Below are 14412 nucleotides of genomic sequence, written 5' to 3'. Positions count from 1 at the left end.
GTCGGCCCCCGGAACCGAAAGGTCCCGGGGGCCTTCTTCCATGCTGCTGCGGATCGCGGGCAACCTGAACGGCACCCCACCGCGTTCCACAGGCGTGGGAGACCGGACAGGACGGCGAGGACATGACGAGTGGCGGCGACTTCGAGGAGTTTGTCGCTGCCCGGGGCCCGCGGCTGCTGCGGACGGCCTGGCTGCTGACGGGCGACGCGCATCTCGCGGAGGACCTGCTGCAGACCGCGCTCGCCAAGGTGTGGCCGAAGTGGTCACGCATAGCGCGGGACCACCCCGAGGCGTATGTGCGCAAGGTGCTCGTCACCACGCACACCTCCTGGTGGCGCAGACACTGGCGCGGCGAGGTGCCGACGGGCGAACTGCCGGAGAGATCCGGGGCTGCCGACCCGTACGCGGACGTCGACCTGGAGCAGTCCCTGGCCGCCGCGGTCCGTACGCTCCCCGTCCGTCAGCGCGCCGTGATCGTGCTGCGCTACTTCGAGGACCTGAGCGTCGAGGAGACGGCGGCCACCCTGGGCTGCGCACCCGGCACGGTCAAGAGCCAGGCGTCGAAGGCGCTGCGCACCCTGCGCGCCGCGCTCCCCGCCAGGGTGGAGGAGCTCCATGACTGAGGATCCGTACGAGCAGGACCCGTACGAGCAGGACCCGTACGAGAACGAGCTGCGCGTCCTCCTGGAGCGCACCGTCCCCCAAATCCCGGCGCCGACCGACCGGTTGATGTCGGTACGCAACCGGGTCGCACGCCGTCGCACCCGCCGGGCCGCGGGAGCGGCAGCTTGCGCCGTGGCCGCAGTGGCGCTCACCATCACGCTGCTGCCCACCGGCCCGACGGCTGTGCTCCCGGCCGCACCGCCGACCCGGCCGCCCACGCCCGCGTACGGCGCGGTGCACTTCCCCGGCCTGGGCGGTCTCGCGCTCCCGCTGCCTGCGGGCTGGCAGTCGGGGACGGCGGGGGGTCTGCCCGTCGCCGCGTCCCAGCCCCTGCCGGTCCGCACCCTGCGGTCGGGCAACGGCCTGCTCACGCTGACCGCGATCAACAGCGGCCTGCAGAAGAAGGTCAGGAACCCACCCCTTCTCAGCGACATGAGCACGCTGTCGAAGGCGTGCAGGCTCCTCGGTGGGACCAGGGAGTACTACGGCCTGGTCGGCAGCCCGGCCGCCGCCAAGGTCGTCGAAGTCGACCTCTGTGTCTCCGCCGGATCCGCCCGGCTGGTCGCCGAGGTCCGTGCCGCCGTGGCGCAGGCGGTCTTCCCCGCGCCCACCGAGATGCCGACCCTCGGCAACACCCCGGAAGCAGCAAGATGAACAACCGACCCATGTTCCTGACCGCGACGGCGCTCCTCCTCACCGCGCTCACCGCCGCCTGCGCCGCGCAGCCTCCCGCGCCCGCGTCCCCCGCCCGACCCACCGAGGTCGCCGCGGCGGGCCACGCGGGCCGCTCGGCCCCCGAGCCCGAACTGCCGCGCGACATACCGTCGTTGGGTCCGAAGACACGTCACCTGATCCCGGCGTCGGCCCGCCAGGTGGTGGTGACGAGTGGCGAGTCCGCCGACTCCAACCGCTCCACGGTCACCCTGTACGTACGCGACGCGGCCGGCGGCTGGTCCCCGGCCTCGGACCCCTGGCCCGCGCACAACGCCCTGAAGGGCTGGACCGCCGACCATCACGCGGGCGACCTGCACTCCCCGACGGGCGTCTTCACCCTCACCGACGCGGGCGGCCACCGGGCCAACCCGGGCACCCGTCTCCCGTACGACACAGGACCGGCCTTCGTGGCGCGCGGCAGCGGCTTCCACGGGGAGTCCCTGGCGGGCGCCTTCGACTACGTGGTGGCCATCGACTACAACCGGAAACCAGGAACCACCCCGCTCGACTGGACCCGCCCGATGGGCGCGTCCCGAGGGGGTGGCGTCTGGTTCCACGTGGACCACGGAGGCCCCACGCACGGCTGCGTATCGCTGCCGGAGGCCCGGATGAAGGAGCTCCTGCGCTGGCTGGACCCGTCGAAGAGGCCGGTCGTGGTGATGGGGGACGCGGCGTCGCTGGCGCGCTAGCGGAGCGGGGCCGGCCGGACCGGTAGATGAGTTTTCGCCGCCGGTCCCGTCCTACCTGTCGACGAGAGGAAGCCAGGATGGACAAGCAATTCACCGCGACCCTGCAGAAGAGCCCCAGCAAGGGTGGCTGGACCTATGTCGTCTGGCCCGAGTCGGCCGCGTACTTCGGGACCCGGGGGCTGGTGAAGATCCGGGGGACGATCGACGGGCATCCGTTCCGCGCCTCGTTCATGGCGCTGGGCGACGGCACGCACAAGCTGCCCGTGAAGGCCGAGGTCCGCAAGGCGATCGGCAAGGGCGAGGGGGACACCGTGACGGTCGTCCTCCAGGAGCGGCTGGCCGACTGACCTGGGCGAACGCGGAGGGGCCCGGACCGATGTGCTCGGTCCGGGCCCCTCCGTAGCCGTACCTACGCGGCCGGCTTCTCCTCCAGGCGCGGGAACAGCACCGCGCCCTTCGTCACCGTCGCACCCGCGGGGAGCTGGCCCCACGAGCCCGCGTCCTGCACCGGCTGGGCGGCCAGGGCGCCCAGGACGGGCTCCGCGCCCAGGGAGTCCCAGAGGGCCTGGGACGTCTCGGGCATGATCGAGTTCAGCAGGACCGCCACGCCTCGCAGCGACTCGGCCGCCGTGTAGAGGATCGTCGCCAGGCGGGCCTGGCCCTCGTCGGAGGTGTCCTTGGCGACCTTCCAGGGCTCCTGCTCCGTGATGTAGCCGTTGACCTGCTTCACGAAGTCGAAGATCGCCAGGATGCCGGCCTGGAAGTCCAGCTCCTCGCCGATCAGACGGTCCGCCGAGGCGACCGCCCTCGCGAGACCGTCCTGGACCGCCTTCTCCGCCTCGCCGTCGGCCGCCGAAGCGGGCAGCGCGCCGCCGAAGTACTTGCCGACCATCGCGGCGACCCGGGAGGCCAGGTTGCCGTAGTCGTTGGCGAGCTCGGAGGTGTAGCGGGCCGAGAAGTCCTCCCAGGAGAAGGAGCCGTCGGCGCCGAAGGCGATGGCACGCAGGAAGTACCAGCGGTACGCGTCCACGCCGAAGTGCGAGGTCAGGTCCTGCGGCTTGATGCCCGTCAGGTTCGACTTCGACATCTTCTCGCCGCCGACCATCAGCCAGCCGTTGGCCGCGACCTTGCCGGGGACCGGCAGGCCCTGCGCCATCAGCATCGCGGGCCAGATCACCGCGTGGAAGCGCAGGATGTCCTTGCCGACCAGGTGCACGTTGGCGGGGAAGGTCTCGTCGAACTTCTCCTGGTTGGCGCCGTAGCCGACCGCCGTCGCGTAGTTCAGGAGCGCGTCGACCCAGACGTAGATGACGTGCTTGTCGTCCCACGGGACCGGGACGCCCCAGTCGAAGGTCGAGCGCGAGATCGAGAGGTCCTGCAGGCCCTGCTTGACGAAGTTCACGACCTCGTTGCGGGCCGACTCCGGCTGGATGAAGCCCGGGTTCGCCTCGTAGAACTCAAGGAGCTTCGGGCCGTAGGCGGAGAGCTTGAAGAAGTAGTTCTCCTCCTTGAGGATCTCCACCGGCTTCTTGTGGACGGGGCACAGCTTCGTGCCGTCCTCCGCCTCGATCAGGTCGCCGGGGAGCTTGTACTCCTCGCAGCCCACGCAGTACGGGCCTTCGTAGCCGCCCTTGTAGACCTCGTCCTTGTCGTAGAGGTCCTGGACGAACTCCTGCACGCGGTCCGTGTGACGCTTCTCCGTCGTGCGGATGAAGTCGTCGTTCGCGATGTTCAGGTGCTCCCAGAGGGGCTTCCATGCTTCCTCGACGAGCTTGTCGCACCACTCCTGCGGTGTGACGTTGTTCGCCTCGGCCGTGCGCATGATCTTCTGACCGTGCTCGTCCGTGCCGGTGAGGTACCACACCTTCTCGCCGCGCTGACGGTGCCAGCGCGTGAGCACGTCCCCTGCAACGGTCGTGTAGGCGTGGCCCAGGTGAGGAGCGTCGTTTACGTAATAGATGGGGGTCGAGACGTAGAACGCCTTCGCCCCCTGCTTCTCGGATCCAGTGGCCGCCATGGTCGAAATCCTAACGGCCCGCCAGTGATCCACTCACACCGTTATCGCTGGTGCGAGTGGATCAGGCGGTTGCGGCTCCGGTTGCGGCTCCGGTTACGGGCGGGCTGCCAGCCACGACGGGAAGGCGGCGAGGAGGCCCTCGTAGACCTCCGCGTCCGACAGTTCGCGCGGGGACGGGCCCGCGTGGAAGAAGGCGGCGTGCGGCGTCGCCTCGTCCTCGTCGATCTTGCGCAGCAGGTCGAAGCCCTTGGCGTCGTGCTCGCCGAAAGCGACGAACTGCCAGAAGAAGGGCTTGTCGGCCACGTCCGCGAGGGCCTGGACCGCCGGGCCCTTGGTGTCCGGGGGGCCGTCCGTCTGGAAGACCACCAGGGCGGGGGCCGAGGGGTCGTCGGACTTCTCGTGGAGCGCGACGATCTCCTCGATCGCGCGGTGGTAGCTGGTGCGGCCCATGCGGCCCGCCTCCGCGTGCAGCTCGTCGATCTTGTTCTCGTACGCGTCGAGGGTCAGCTCGCCGGTCCCGTCGATGTCCGTGGAGAAGAGGACGACCGGGACGGTGGCCTTCGGGTCGAGGTGCGCGGAGAGACCGAGGGTCTGCTCGGCGAGCGCCTGGGCGCTGCCGTCCTTGTAGAAGGCGCGCATCGAGAAGGAGCGGTCCAGGACCAGGTAGACGGTGGCGCGGGCGCCGGTCGCCTCGGACTGCTTGAGCGCCGCGCCGGCCGCCTTGTACGCGGTGACCAGCTCGGGGGCCTTGCCCTTCACCTTGGCGAGCGTGAGGGCGGGCTTCCCGGCGGGGGCGGCCGCGGCTGCGGGCTCGGGGGCGAGCTCGGGCTCGGGCTCGGCGGCCACCTCGGCTTCGGCTTCGGCTGCCACGGCGGGCTCGGGGGTGGCCTCGGGCTCTGCGGCGGCCACCGGCTCCGGGGTCGCCTTCGGCTCCGGGGCGGCCTTCGGCTTGCGGGCCGCCCTCGGCTTCGCGGCCGCCTTGGGCTTGGCCGCGGCTGCGGGCTCGGGGGTCGCCTCGGGGGTGGGCTCGGCTTCCGGCTCGGCGGCGGCCACCGGCTCGGGCTCGGCTGCGGGCTCGGGCTCCGGCTCGGCCACCGGCTCCGGCTTCGGCTCCGTACGCGGTTCGGGGAGGTCCGCCACCGGGGCCGCGACTTCCTTCTCCGGTACGGGCGTTGACGCCTCCGCACGCGGCACCGGGACCTCGGCCTCCGGCGACGTACGCGTGGACGGGGCCGGGTTGTCGAAGGCCGCAGCCACCAAGTCGTCCGCGAGGCTGGGCTTCGCCGTCGGGGCCGCCTTCGCCTTCGACGTCGGCGTGCGCTCCGACTGCGCCGGAACGGAAGGTGACGTCGGCGCCGCCGGCGCCTCGCGCTCAGGCTCCACGGCGGCAGCCGTCGGCTCGGCGTACTCCCCCTGGTCGCGTCCAAACACCTTGCGCAGCAAGCTCCGAATGCCCATGGGCGAGACCTTTCGCATGAGTCGAGTGCGAGTTACGTCCGCGCCGGCGGGAGCAGATCCCAGGCCAGGGCGGACACGTAAGGTTAGCGACCGCGCTCCGTGATCATCGGGAGGGTCAGGCTTAGGGCTGAGGTGCCGGGTTACGGCTCCAGTTCCAGCCGCGCCGAGTCCGTCTCCGCGAACACCCCGGCCAGCCGCACCCCGTCCGCGTTCCCCGGCGCGAACAGGCCCGTGGGCGTGGCCCGTACGACGAGGACCTCGTGCGCGTCGATCACCTCCGAGACGCCCCGCGTCCCGATCGTGTCCCACCACGCGTCGAGGTTCCGCCCGAACCAGTCCGGGAGCCCGCAGGGCGCGGCCACCGCGTCCCAGAAGTCGTCCAGCGACGCGAGAGGCAGCGGGCGCAGGTCCACCACGAGGGAGCTCATGGCTGCGGATCGTACCCAGTGGGCTCGGGGGTATCGGGGGTATACCCCCCTACAAGTCGGCGGCGCACCCCATGGGGCGACGCGCCCGCGCTCCGTAGCGTCGGAGGCATGTTGACACTGGCTCTGCGCACGCTGCGCTTCCGCAAGGGCGGCTTCGTCGCCACCTTTGTGGCGCTCTTCTTCGGTACGGCGATCGTGGTGGCCTGTGGCGGGCTCCTGGAGACCGGGATCCGCAACAACGTGCCGCCCGAGCGGCTCGCGGGCGCGTCCGCCGTCGTCGTGGGCGACCGCGACTACGAACTGCATCCGGGCAGCGAGGACGACAGCGACAAGGCGATCGCGGCCGAGGAGGTCCCGGTGGGGGCCGGGGTCGCGGACAGGCTGCGGGCCGTGGCCGGTGTCGAGAAGGTCGTCGAGGACGTGAGCGTCCCGGCAAGTGTGCTCGTACGCGGGGGAGTTGACGCCGAAGGCCACTCCTGGGCCTCCGCCTCCCTCGCCCCGCACGGGCTCAGCGCCGGGCACGCCCCCACCGGCGACCGCCAGGTCGTGCTCGACGCGGGGGCCGCCAGGACCGCCGGGCTCCGGGTCGGGGACAGCGTCCGGATCGCGGCCCACGGCGGCTCGGCCCCGTACGAGATCAGCGGGATCCTCGGCGAGCTCCGGGAGCCCGCGCTCTTCTTCAGCGACGCGCAGGCGCTGCGGCTGGCCGGCGGCCCCGCGCACATCGCGGCACTCGCGGTCGTCGCACGGGACGGCGCCGACCTGGGCCCGGCCCTGGACGGAACCGGATCCGGAGCCAAGCTCCTCACCGGCGACGACCGCGGCTTCGCCGAGGAGCCCCAGGCCGTCGTCGGCAAGAGCGATCTCGTCTCGCTCTCCGCCGTCTTCGGCGGCATGGCGGTGATGGTCGCCCTCTTCGTCACCGCTTCCACCATGGCGCTCTCCGCCGCCCAGCGGCAGCGCGAGACCGCCCTGATGCGGGCCGTCGGGGCCACCCCGCGCCAGCTGCGCCGCATGCTGCTCATCGAGACGCTGATCGTCGCGATCGGCGCCGCGCTCCTCGCCTGGCTGCCGGGTCAGTGGCTCGGCAGCGCGCTCTTCGAGCGGCTGGCGGACGCCGGGATCACCTCCCGGCACGTGGAGTTCGCCTCGGGGTGGATCCCGCTCGCCGCCGCGGGAGGCGCCGTCCTCCTGACCGCCGTCGGAGCCGGTCTCGTCGCCGGACACCGTGCGATCAAGGTCAGGCCGACCGAGGCGCTCGCCGAAGCGGCGGTGCAGCAGCGCTGGTTCGGCTGGGTGCGCGGCATCTTCGCCTTCCTCTTCCTGGCGGGGGCCGGCGCGCTCTCCATCGTGACCTGGACCGTGATGGACGGGCCCATGGCCGCGAGCACCGCGGGCCCCACCGTCATCTGCGCCGCCATCGGCCTCGCGCTGATCTCCCCCGCGCTGACCAAGGTCTGCGCCTTCCTCCTGGACCGTCCCGTACGGGCCTTCACCGGCACCGGCGGCTATCTCGCGATGCTCAACTCCCGCGCCCGTACGCTCGCCGTGGCCGCCGCCGTCACCCCGATCATGCTGGCCAGCGGGGTCGCCACCGCGAACCTCTATCTCCAGACGACGCAGACCGCGGTCACCGAGAAGGCGTTCACCGCCGACCTGCACGCCGACGCGGTCCTGACCTCCGCGGCGGGCACGGTCGCCCCCGGCCTCGCGGAGCGGGTCCGTGCGCTGCCGGGGGTCGCGGCGGCCGGCGCGTACGTCGCCAGCACCGGCTTCATCGAGAAGCCGGACGGCCGCGGCGCCGAGACCGGCGAGGACGGGCTGCCGCTGCGGGGCGTCGATGCGCGGGGCACGGGCCTGACCTCGGCCGACACCTCACAGCTGCGCGGCAACACGGTGGTACTGCCGCGCGACACCGGTCACCGCGTCGGCGAGGACATCACGCTGCGGCTCGGCGACAACAGCACGGCGCAGGTCAGGGTCGTCGGGACGTACGACGGCGAAGCGGCCCTCCTGCCCGTCGCGCTGCTCGCCCCGCACACCACGGGCGCGCTGCCGCAGCAGATCCTCGTACGGGCGAAGACCGGCGCCGACATCCGCCCCGAGCTGCGCCGACTCGCCGCCGAGCAGCCCGGGTTGCAGGCCGCCGACCGTGACGCGCTGATCTCCGCGAACGCCGAGGACACCGCGACCCAGGCGTGGATCAACTACCTGATGGTCGGGATGATCGTCGCGTACACCGCCATCGCCGTCGTCAACAGCCTGGTGACGGCGGTCCGCGGGCGGCGCAGGGAGTTCGGGCTGCAGCGGCTGTCCGGGGCGACGTCGGGGCAGATCCTGCGGATGGTGACCATCGAGTCGCTGGTGGTCGCGACGATCGGGATCCTGCTCGGCATGGTGGCCGCGGCATCGACGCTGGTGCCCTTCGCGCACGTGGCCGCCGATTCGCTGCTGCCTTCGGGCCCGGTGTGGATCCTGGCCGGGGTCGTCGCATCCGCGCTGGTCCTGGCACTGGGCGCGAGCCTGGTCCCGGCCTGGCGGGTGCTCAGGGAGCGGCCGGTGGTGGCGGCGCAGGGGCAGGGGTGAGGGCGGGGTCGGGCAGTTCGGTGCAGGCCTCCTCGTACGCCGCCGCCAACTCCTCGTAAGCCACGTCGAGTACGGCATCCACCGCACCCGCGCGCCCCGCCACCATCAGCCGTACGGCAAGGGGATCGCCGAGCAGCGGGCGCACCACCACGTCGTGGCGCGGGCGTGACGTCGGCTGGCAGGGCGCGACCACCTCGCCGGTGGCCACCAGCTGGAAGGCGGTGAGGTAATCGCCGTGCAGCATCCGGGGGTTGATCCCGGCGGCCTGCAGCACCCGCCGCAGCCCGTCCGCCTCGCCGTCCACCGTCGGGTCGACCATCCACCGGTCGCCGGCCAGGTCCGCCAGGTCGACGGCCGGGTGCGCGGCTGCGGGGTGGGTCGGCGCGAGGGACACGTACTGCGGCTCGCGCTCGACGAGCACCCGTACGTCCAGACCCTCCGGCCGCCGCAGCGGAGAGCCCTCCACCTCGTGTACGAAGGCGACATCGAGCTCCCCGGCCGCCACCAGCCCCAGCAGGGCGGTGGCCGACACGTCCATGTGCAGGGAGGTCTCCGTCTCGGGGAGACGGGTTCTGAGGCGCCGCAGCCACAGCGGGATCGCCCGGTTCGCCGTCGAGCCGATCCGCAGCCGGGGACCCGCCGCACGCGCCGCCGCCGACCGCGCCTCGGTCACCAGCGCCCGCATCTCGGCCACCAGCGGGCGGGCCCGGGTGAGGACCGAGCGGCCCAGCGGGGTGGGGTGGCAGCCGGTGCGGGTCCGGGAGAAGAGCAGGCCGCCGAGGGCGTTCTCGATGCGGCGGAGCTGGGTGGTCAGAGAGGGCTGGCTCACCCCGAGGGTGCGCGCGGCCCTGTGCAGGGAGCCGGTGTCGGCGATGGCGCACAAGGCGCGGAGGTGCCTCACCTCGAGGTCCATGCACGGGAGCGTAGGACGGTCCCAGCAGTCGCACCAGCGGGCCAAATCCCCCCTGATAGAACGAAGTTATCGCCAGTCGGCATTATTCACCCGGGTCCCGCGCGCCCCACACTCACCGGTACCGAACCGTTCACCCAAGCGAACACAGTTCGCCGGACGAGTAGGAAACCCCCCACATGAAGCACCGCAACACCGCACTCTCCGCAGTCATGGGCCTCGGTCTCGCCGCGGCTCTCGGCACGGCGATCCCGGCTCAGGCGGCCCCCCACACCGCCACCGCCGCCCAGTTCGTCGGCTCCGACCACGGATCGGCCGGCACCAAGGCCTTCTTCGAAGCGGTCATGAAGTCGGTCGCCGAGAAGCAGGCGGCCCACCCCGGCGCCGCATCCGTCACCGTCGTCTACGACGCCTCCCAGGCGCCGAGCTTCCAGAGCGAGATATCGGCCTCGGCCCAGATCTGGAACTCATCGGTCTCCAACGTCAAGCTCCAGTCGGGCTCGGGCGGCGGCGACTTCTCGTACCGCGAGGGGAACGACCCACAGGGCTCGTACGCCTCCACCGACGGCCACGGCAGCGGCTACATCTTTCTCGACTACGCACAGAACCAGGAGTACAGCTCGACGCGCGTCGTCGCCCACGAGACCGGCCACGTCCTCGGCCTCCCCGACCACTACGAGGGCCCCTGCAGCGAGCTGATGTCGGGCGGCGGCCCCGGCCCGTCCTGCACCAACCCGAACCCGGACGCCCAGGAGCGGTCGAACGTCGACTCCCTCTGGCAGAACGGTTTCGCCAAGGCGCTGCACAAGGCGGTGGCCGCGCAGCGGTAGCTCACATCAGGGCTGCGGCGACGCGATGGCCCGCGCCGCCGTGACCTCCTGCCTCAGCGGGGCGAGGACCCCTTCCTCGTCCCCGCCGAGGTGGGTGACCACCTCCACCAGGGTCTCGCTGGAGCGCAGGCCCTCCGCCAACTCCCGCAGCTGGGAGGCGATTTCATCCGTCTCGTACGGCTGCGGGCCCTGCGCCCCGTGACTGACGCGGACCCGGGCTGCCGTCGTGGCGTCCACGATCCGCTCGACGGCCACGACCAGGGGCCACCAGGCCGCCGCCCGCCTCCCCGTGGGCGGCGGCTCGGTCAGTGCGCGCTGGAACTCCGATCGGACGGCGGAGAGATCGCGGTAGAGGCGGCGGCGCAGTCTGACGCGGACCATCTGGTCCACGGACGCGGTGAACGCGCACTCCACATAGCGCGCGGTGTCGGCGACCGCGTCCGCGAGCCGGTCGCCGATGCGGGTGTGCCAGCTCTCGGGCCAGAGCAGATATCCGGCGACGAGCGCGATCGCGCAGCCGATGAGGCTGTCGAGCAGCCGGGGCAGGACCAGGCCGAACCCCATCTGGTTGAGCTGGTCGGAGAGCAACAGGATGACCGGGGTGATGGCGGCGGTCTGGAAGGCGTACCCCTTCGCGGAGAACGCCGGGATGAGCGCGGCGAGCACCACCATCACGGGCACGTCCCACCAGCCGCGCGGCACCGCCGCGAGCACGACCGCGGCGACGACCAGGCCGGCCGCCGTGCCCAGCGCGCGCAGCACCGCCCGTGAGAAGACCGAGCCGAAGTCGGGCTTCAGGACGAAGGTCACGGTGAGGGCGACCCAGTAGGAGCGCGGTACCGGGACCAGCGACACCAGGGCCTGGGCGAGCCCGATGCAGAGCGCGAGGCGCAGTCCGTACCGCCAGGAGGCCTCCGACAGCAGGACGTTGCGGGCCGCGCGCCGGGCGCGCACGCGCAGTGCGGCGGGGCGGCCGAGGCGGTCCGCGTCGTCGGCGGCGTACGGCTCGGGACCGCCGTCGTGCACGACAGCGGCCGCGTGCCGCAGCGCCGACTCGACCGCACGGTCGGCGGGGCCCTGCGGCTCGGGCAGCTCCGGCACGGTGCCATCGGTCCGGTCCTCGGACACGGCGGAGGCCAAGTCCCGTACTGCGGCTGCGATTTCGGGCCGCCGCGAGGCCTTCCCGTACAGATGCGCAGCCGCTGCCGACTCCACCAGCGGGATGACCACATTGAGCTGGGCGAGCAGGCGCACCAGCGAACCGCTGCGCCCGTGCTGGCGGGTGCGCCTGGCGAGGATGAGGTCATAGGCCGTGTCGAGGGACTTGGTGACGTCCCTGCGGCGTTCTGGGTACGCGTCCGTCCCTGCGGCGGCGAAGAGCGCGGCCACGCTGCGGTACGTCGCCGCGACCGCCTCCCGCTCCGGCAGCCGCCCCCGCCACGGCCACCCCAGCAGGGCCAGTACCAGTACCAGCACCCCTCCGAGCGTCAGCAGCAGCGGCGCCTTCCACCAGGGCCCCGGCATCGGGAGCCCGGCCCCCACCACCGAGTTGAGCAGGAGCAGCAGCCCCGAGACGGACGCCACCGCCCCGATGGTCGACATCATTCCGGAGACCATCGCGATGAGCGTCAGCACGCCGACGGCGACCCACCCGTGCCCGAAGACCTGCGTCCCCGCCATGACCCCGATCGCCCCGAAGCACTGCGGTACGGCGATGTTGAGGATCCGCATCCGGTACGCGTCGGCGGTGTCGCCGATGACCCCCGACAGCGCACCCATCGAGACGAGCGCCCCGTACACGACCTGCCCGGTGGCGAGCCCGACGGCGAGCGGCGCCGCCATGGCGATGGAGGCACGGACGACGGCGGCCCAGGGGATGGGCGCGGGCTGCGGTCGCAGGCCTCTGAGCAGCCACGCGGGGGGAGTGAGCATGGTCGACAAACTACGTCCTGGCGTGCAGCTCCAGTTGGACGACAAGCCCCCGGTGGTCGGAGCCCGGCAGCGTGACGAAGCGCGCCTCGCGCACCTGGAAGTCCTTGGTCACCAGCACATGGTCGATCTGCGTGCGCAGGATCCGCCCGTCCTCCGCCGGCCACGACCACGTACGCGACTTCCCGGCGAGCCGCGCGCTGTCGTTCAGCTTCCCGTCGTCGAGCACGGCACGGAACGCGGCATGGTCCTGCGAGGCGTTGAAGTCCCCGGCCACGATGGTGGGCTGGTCCGGCGCGGCGGCCGCGAAGTCGCGCACCGTGCCCACCTCGCGCTGCCAGAGCGGCACCTGGCCGGGCAGCGGCGGCATGGGATGGGCGAGCTGCAGCCGTACGGAGACCCCGTGGATCTCGGCCACCGCGCCCGGCATGGCCATCTCCGACTCCAGCGTCGCGGTGTCCTTCAGCGGGAAGGCCGACAGGATCGCGGACCCTTCCGAGCCGTCCTTGCGCACCACGTTGCGGTACGGGTACTGGCTGCGCGGCAGATCGGTGGCGAGGGCGTCCGCGCAGACGAAGGCGCACTCCTCGACGAACACGATGTCCGGCTTCTCGCTGCGGATGGTGGAGAGAAGCCCATCAGTGGCCCGCCCGAACTGCAGGTTCGCGGTGAGGACCTTGACGTGTCGCAGCAGCGGGCCGCGCGGCTGGACGGCGCCCGCGCCGGGACCGTACGGCCGCAGGAACCAGCCGAGCGCGCCGAGCACCAGGACCGCCCAGGCGACCCCGGTCCACCACCGGGCGAGACCGGCGAGCAGCAGGGCGAATCCGGTGGGGGCCAGGAGCCACGGCAGGAACGCCAGGATCTGCGGTACGGGGGTCACCGCATCGGTGTCGGCGGCCCGGCACCCCACCACGATGCTGACCGCGAGCAGGGTCAGCCCGGCCAGCCATGCGAGGAGCATCCGCCACCACTTCCGCCGCGAGGGCGGCAGGCCCGCGTCCAGTTCCGTGTCCGCTGTGCCCGGTCTCCCCAAACTGCCCACAGCGTCCAAGGGACGACCAACCCCTCACTCGGCTCAACCGACCAGATGCCCGGATCCTCCCTCAAAGACGGGTCCGGGCGTCCCCTGGTTGCCCATTAATGACGCAAAGCCTGTCCCACCTCGGCCGTGGCGTCGCCGCCGAGGTCCCGATTGCTGCGGGCCGTACCGGACTTGGACTTGCCCGCTTCGACGCCGTCGATGTTCATGACGGTGACGTCGAGCAGATTTCCGCCCTTGTCCTTGAAGTTGACCGTGACCGTGTAGTCGGCGGTCTTGTCGGTGCTGTTGGTCGCGGTGAGCTCCACTGTCGACCGGTCGCCGTCGGTCTTCGTGTCACCGGCCTTCACATCGCCCTTGGCGTCGGCGCCGTCCTTGATCTCGGCCATCTTCGACGACGCGGCGGCGGTCGCGGAGGCAACTGCCTCGCCGGCCTTGGCCGTTGCGCTGGCCACGGCGTCCTTGGCCTTGGAGGCGGCGGAGCTCGGGGTGTCGTCGCTGCCGCAGGCGGTGGCGGAGAGCGCGAGGAGAGCGGCGACGGCGAGGGCGCCTGCGGTACGGGCGGTCTTCTTCATGCCTGGGGTCCTGACTCGGTCGGCTTGGTGGGCGGGTTCCAGGCGGGCTGGTCCGGGGCGGGCGGGGCCGGAGGGGCCTGCGGCGCCTGCGGGGCGCCGGCACTGGGCTTCACCGGCTGGTCGGTGGCGAGCGCCCAGACGATGAAGACCCCGATCGCGATGCTGATCAGTGCCCACAGCGGCTGGTACGGCAGGAACATGAACTGCAGCAGGATGGTCAGCGAGGCAAGCCCGATGCCCACGAAACGCGCCCACTCCTGGTCCAGGAGGATGCCGACACCGGTGAGGGCCACCAGGAGGCCGAGCACCACGTGGATCCAGCCCCAGCTGGTCAGCGAGAAGGCGTAGATGTAGTCGCCGACCCGGGTGTAGACGTCGTCGCGGTGGATGGCGACCAGGCCTTGGAGGAAGCCCATGATGCCTTCCACCACCATCAGGACCCCGGCGAACACCGTTCCGCCCGCGGCCCACGCCGAACCGGAACTGCTGGGCGGCTGCGCTGACTGTTGGCTCATGGTGGACCCTCCTGGGACGCGTCGAGCAGTGCCCTCCCCATGCTGCGCGTACCGGT

General features: G+C 72.1%; 14 protein-coding genes. 6 read left to right on the top strand and 8 right to left on the bottom strand.

The genetic code is table 11. The features are described from left to right. Positions 1-122 precede the first annotated feature (122 nt). From AB0H78_RS01990 to AB0H78_RS01975, 4 genes are all read left to right on the top strand, one after another. On the top strand, positions 123-623 hold the full coding sequence (locus tag AB0H78_RS01990) for a SigE family RNA polymerase sigma factor (RefSeq protein ID WP_363232246.1): 501 nt from the start codon (positions 123-125) through the stop codon (positions 621-623). Beyond that, entirely contained in the window at positions 616-1317 is a 702-nt protein-coding gene (locus AB0H78_RS01985) for a hypothetical protein (RefSeq protein ID WP_363232245.1), read from the top strand. Before AB0H78_RS01990 ends, AB0H78_RS01985 begins: the two co-directional genes overlap by 8 nt. Then, positions 1314-2066, top strand: a complete 753-nt coding sequence (locus AB0H78_RS01980; RefSeq protein ID WP_363232244.1) for a L,D-transpeptidase family protein — start codon at positions 1314-1316, stop codon at positions 2064-2066. The genes AB0H78_RS01985 and AB0H78_RS01980 overlap by 4 nt, the downstream gene beginning before the upstream one ends. 77 nt (positions 2067-2143) lie before the next feature. Next, positions 2144-2413 (top strand): DUF1905 domain-containing protein, encoded by a 270-nt coding sequence (locus tag AB0H78_RS01975; protein ID WP_363232243.1) that lies wholly within the window; start codon positions 2144-2146, stop codon positions 2411-2413. A 62-nt stretch (positions 2414-2475) separates the two neighbouring features. On the opposite strand, the gene metG is transcribed toward AB0H78_RS01975, so the two are convergent. The 3 genes from metG to AB0H78_RS01960 form a co-directional block, all read right to left on the bottom strand. Beyond that, positions 2476-4083 carry a methionine--tRNA ligase gene (metG, locus tag AB0H78_RS01970; RefSeq protein WP_363232242.1) on the bottom strand — a complete coding sequence of 536 codons (1608 nt, stop codon included), beginning with the start codon at positions 4081-4083 and terminating at the stop codon, positions 2476-2478. Positions 4084-4176: 93 nt separating this feature from the next. After that, complete coding sequence (locus tag AB0H78_RS01965) at positions 4177-5541, bottom strand: VWA domain-containing protein (RefSeq protein ID WP_363232241.1); 1365 nt, start codon at positions 5539-5541, stop codon at positions 4177-4179. Positions 5542-5681: 140 nt separating this feature from the next. Next, positions 5682-5969 carry a barstar family protein gene (locus AB0H78_RS01960; RefSeq protein ID WP_363232240.1) on the bottom strand — a complete coding sequence of 96 codons (288 nt, stop codon included), beginning with the start codon at positions 5967-5969 and terminating at the stop codon, positions 5682-5684. A 108-nt stretch (positions 5970-6077) separates the two neighbouring features. On the opposite strand from AB0H78_RS01960, the gene AB0H78_RS01955 reads away from it, so the two are divergent. Continuing rightward, entirely contained in the window at positions 6078-8555 is a 2478-nt protein-coding gene (locus AB0H78_RS01955; protein WP_363232239.1) for an FtsX-like permease family protein, read from the top strand. Here the strand turns inward: AB0H78_RS01955 and AB0H78_RS01950 are convergent. Continuing rightward, positions 8515-9468 (bottom strand): LysR family transcriptional regulator, encoded by a 954-nt coding sequence (locus tag AB0H78_RS01950; protein ID WP_363232237.1) that lies wholly within the window; start codon positions 9466-9468, stop codon positions 8515-8517. The two genes, AB0H78_RS01955 and AB0H78_RS01950, sit on opposite strands and share 41 nt — an antisense overlap. A gap of 176 nt (positions 9469-9644) precedes the next feature. On the opposite strand from AB0H78_RS01950, the gene snpA reads away from it, so the two are divergent. Then, positions 9645-10295 (top strand): snapalysin, encoded by a 651-nt coding sequence (gene snpA / locus AB0H78_RS01945; RefSeq protein WP_363232236.1) that lies wholly within the window; start codon positions 9645-9647, stop codon positions 10293-10295. 6 nt (positions 10296-10301) lie between these two features. Here the strand turns inward: snpA and AB0H78_RS01940 are convergent, their stop codons facing one another. From AB0H78_RS01940 to AB0H78_RS01925, 4 genes are all read right to left on the bottom strand, one after another. Next, complete coding sequence (locus AB0H78_RS01940; RefSeq protein ID WP_363232235.1) at positions 10302-12227, bottom strand: FUSC family protein; 1926 nt, start codon at positions 12225-12227, stop codon at positions 10302-10304. A 10-nt stretch (positions 12228-12237) separates the two neighbouring features. Continuing rightward, positions 12238-13269 carry an endonuclease/exonuclease/phosphatase family protein gene (locus AB0H78_RS01935; RefSeq protein WP_363232234.1) on the bottom strand — a complete coding sequence of 344 codons (1032 nt, stop codon included), beginning with the start codon at positions 13267-13269 and terminating at the stop codon, positions 12238-12240. Between the two features lie 95 nt (positions 13270-13364). Next, on the bottom strand, positions 13365-13841 hold the full coding sequence (locus tag AB0H78_RS01930; RefSeq protein WP_363232233.1) for a hypothetical protein: 477 nt from the start codon (positions 13839-13841) through the stop codon (positions 13365-13367). Next, complete coding sequence (locus AB0H78_RS01925; protein WP_363232232.1) at positions 13838-14356, bottom strand: hypothetical protein; 519 nt, start codon at positions 14354-14356, stop codon at positions 13838-13840. The genes AB0H78_RS01930 and AB0H78_RS01925 overlap by 4 nt, the downstream gene beginning before the upstream one ends. Positions 14357-14412 lie beyond the last annotated feature (56 nt).

It is taken from the genome of Streptomyces sp. NPDC050738, assembly GCF_040654175.1.
Taxonomy (GTDB): domain Bacteria; phylum Actinomycetota; class Actinomycetes; order Streptomycetales; family Streptomycetaceae; genus Streptomyces.
Note: the sequence above shows the minus strand (reverse complement) of the source record. Positions and strands in the feature narration are given on the sequence as shown.

Coding starts and splice junctions, on each gene's coding strand:
- AB0H78_RS01955 (WP_363232239.1), top strand. CDS start 6,078: ATGTTGACACTGGCTCTGCGCACGCTGCGCTTCCGCAAGGGCGGCTTC.
- AB0H78_RS01930 (WP_363232233.1), bottom strand. CDS start 13,841: ATGAAGAAGACCGCCCGTACCGCAGGCGCCCTCGCCGTCGCCGCTCTC.
- snpA (WP_363232236.1), top strand. CDS start 9,645: ATGAAGCACCGCAACACCGCACTCTCCGCAGTCATGGGCCTCGGTCTC.
- AB0H78_RS01940 (WP_363232235.1), bottom strand. CDS start 12,227: ATGCTCACTCCCCCCGCGTGGCTGCTCAGAGGCCTGCGACCGCAGCCC.
- AB0H78_RS01965 (WP_363232241.1), bottom strand. CDS start 5,541: ATGGGCATTCGGAGCTTGCTGCGCAAGGTGTTTGGACGCGACCAGGGG.
- AB0H78_RS01960 (WP_363232240.1), bottom strand. CDS start 5,969: ATGAGCTCCCTCGTGGTGGACCTGCGCCCGCTGCCTCTCGCGTCGCTG.
- AB0H78_RS01950 (WP_363232237.1), bottom strand. CDS start 9,468: ATGGACCTCGAGGTGAGGCACCTCCGCGCCTTGTGCGCCATCGCCGAC.
- AB0H78_RS01925 (WP_363232232.1), bottom strand. CDS start 14,356: ATGAGCCAACAGTCAGCGCAGCCGCCCAGCAGTTCCGGTTCGGCGTGG.
- AB0H78_RS01985 (WP_363232245.1), top strand. CDS start 616: ATGACTGAGGATCCGTACGAGCAGGACCCGTACGAGCAGGACCCGTAC.
- metG (WP_363232242.1), bottom strand. CDS start 4,083: ATGGCGGCCACTGGATCCGAGAAGCAGGGGGCGAAGGCGTTCTACGTC.
- AB0H78_RS01975 (WP_363232243.1), top strand. CDS start 2,144: ATGGACAAGCAATTCACCGCGACCCTGCAGAAGAGCCCCAGCAAGGGT.
- AB0H78_RS01990 (WP_363232246.1), top strand. CDS start 123: ATGACGAGTGGCGGCGACTTCGAGGAGTTTGTCGCTGCCCGGGGCCCG.
- AB0H78_RS01980 (WP_363232244.1), top strand. CDS start 1,314: ATGAACAACCGACCCATGTTCCTGACCGCGACGGCGCTCCTCCTCACC.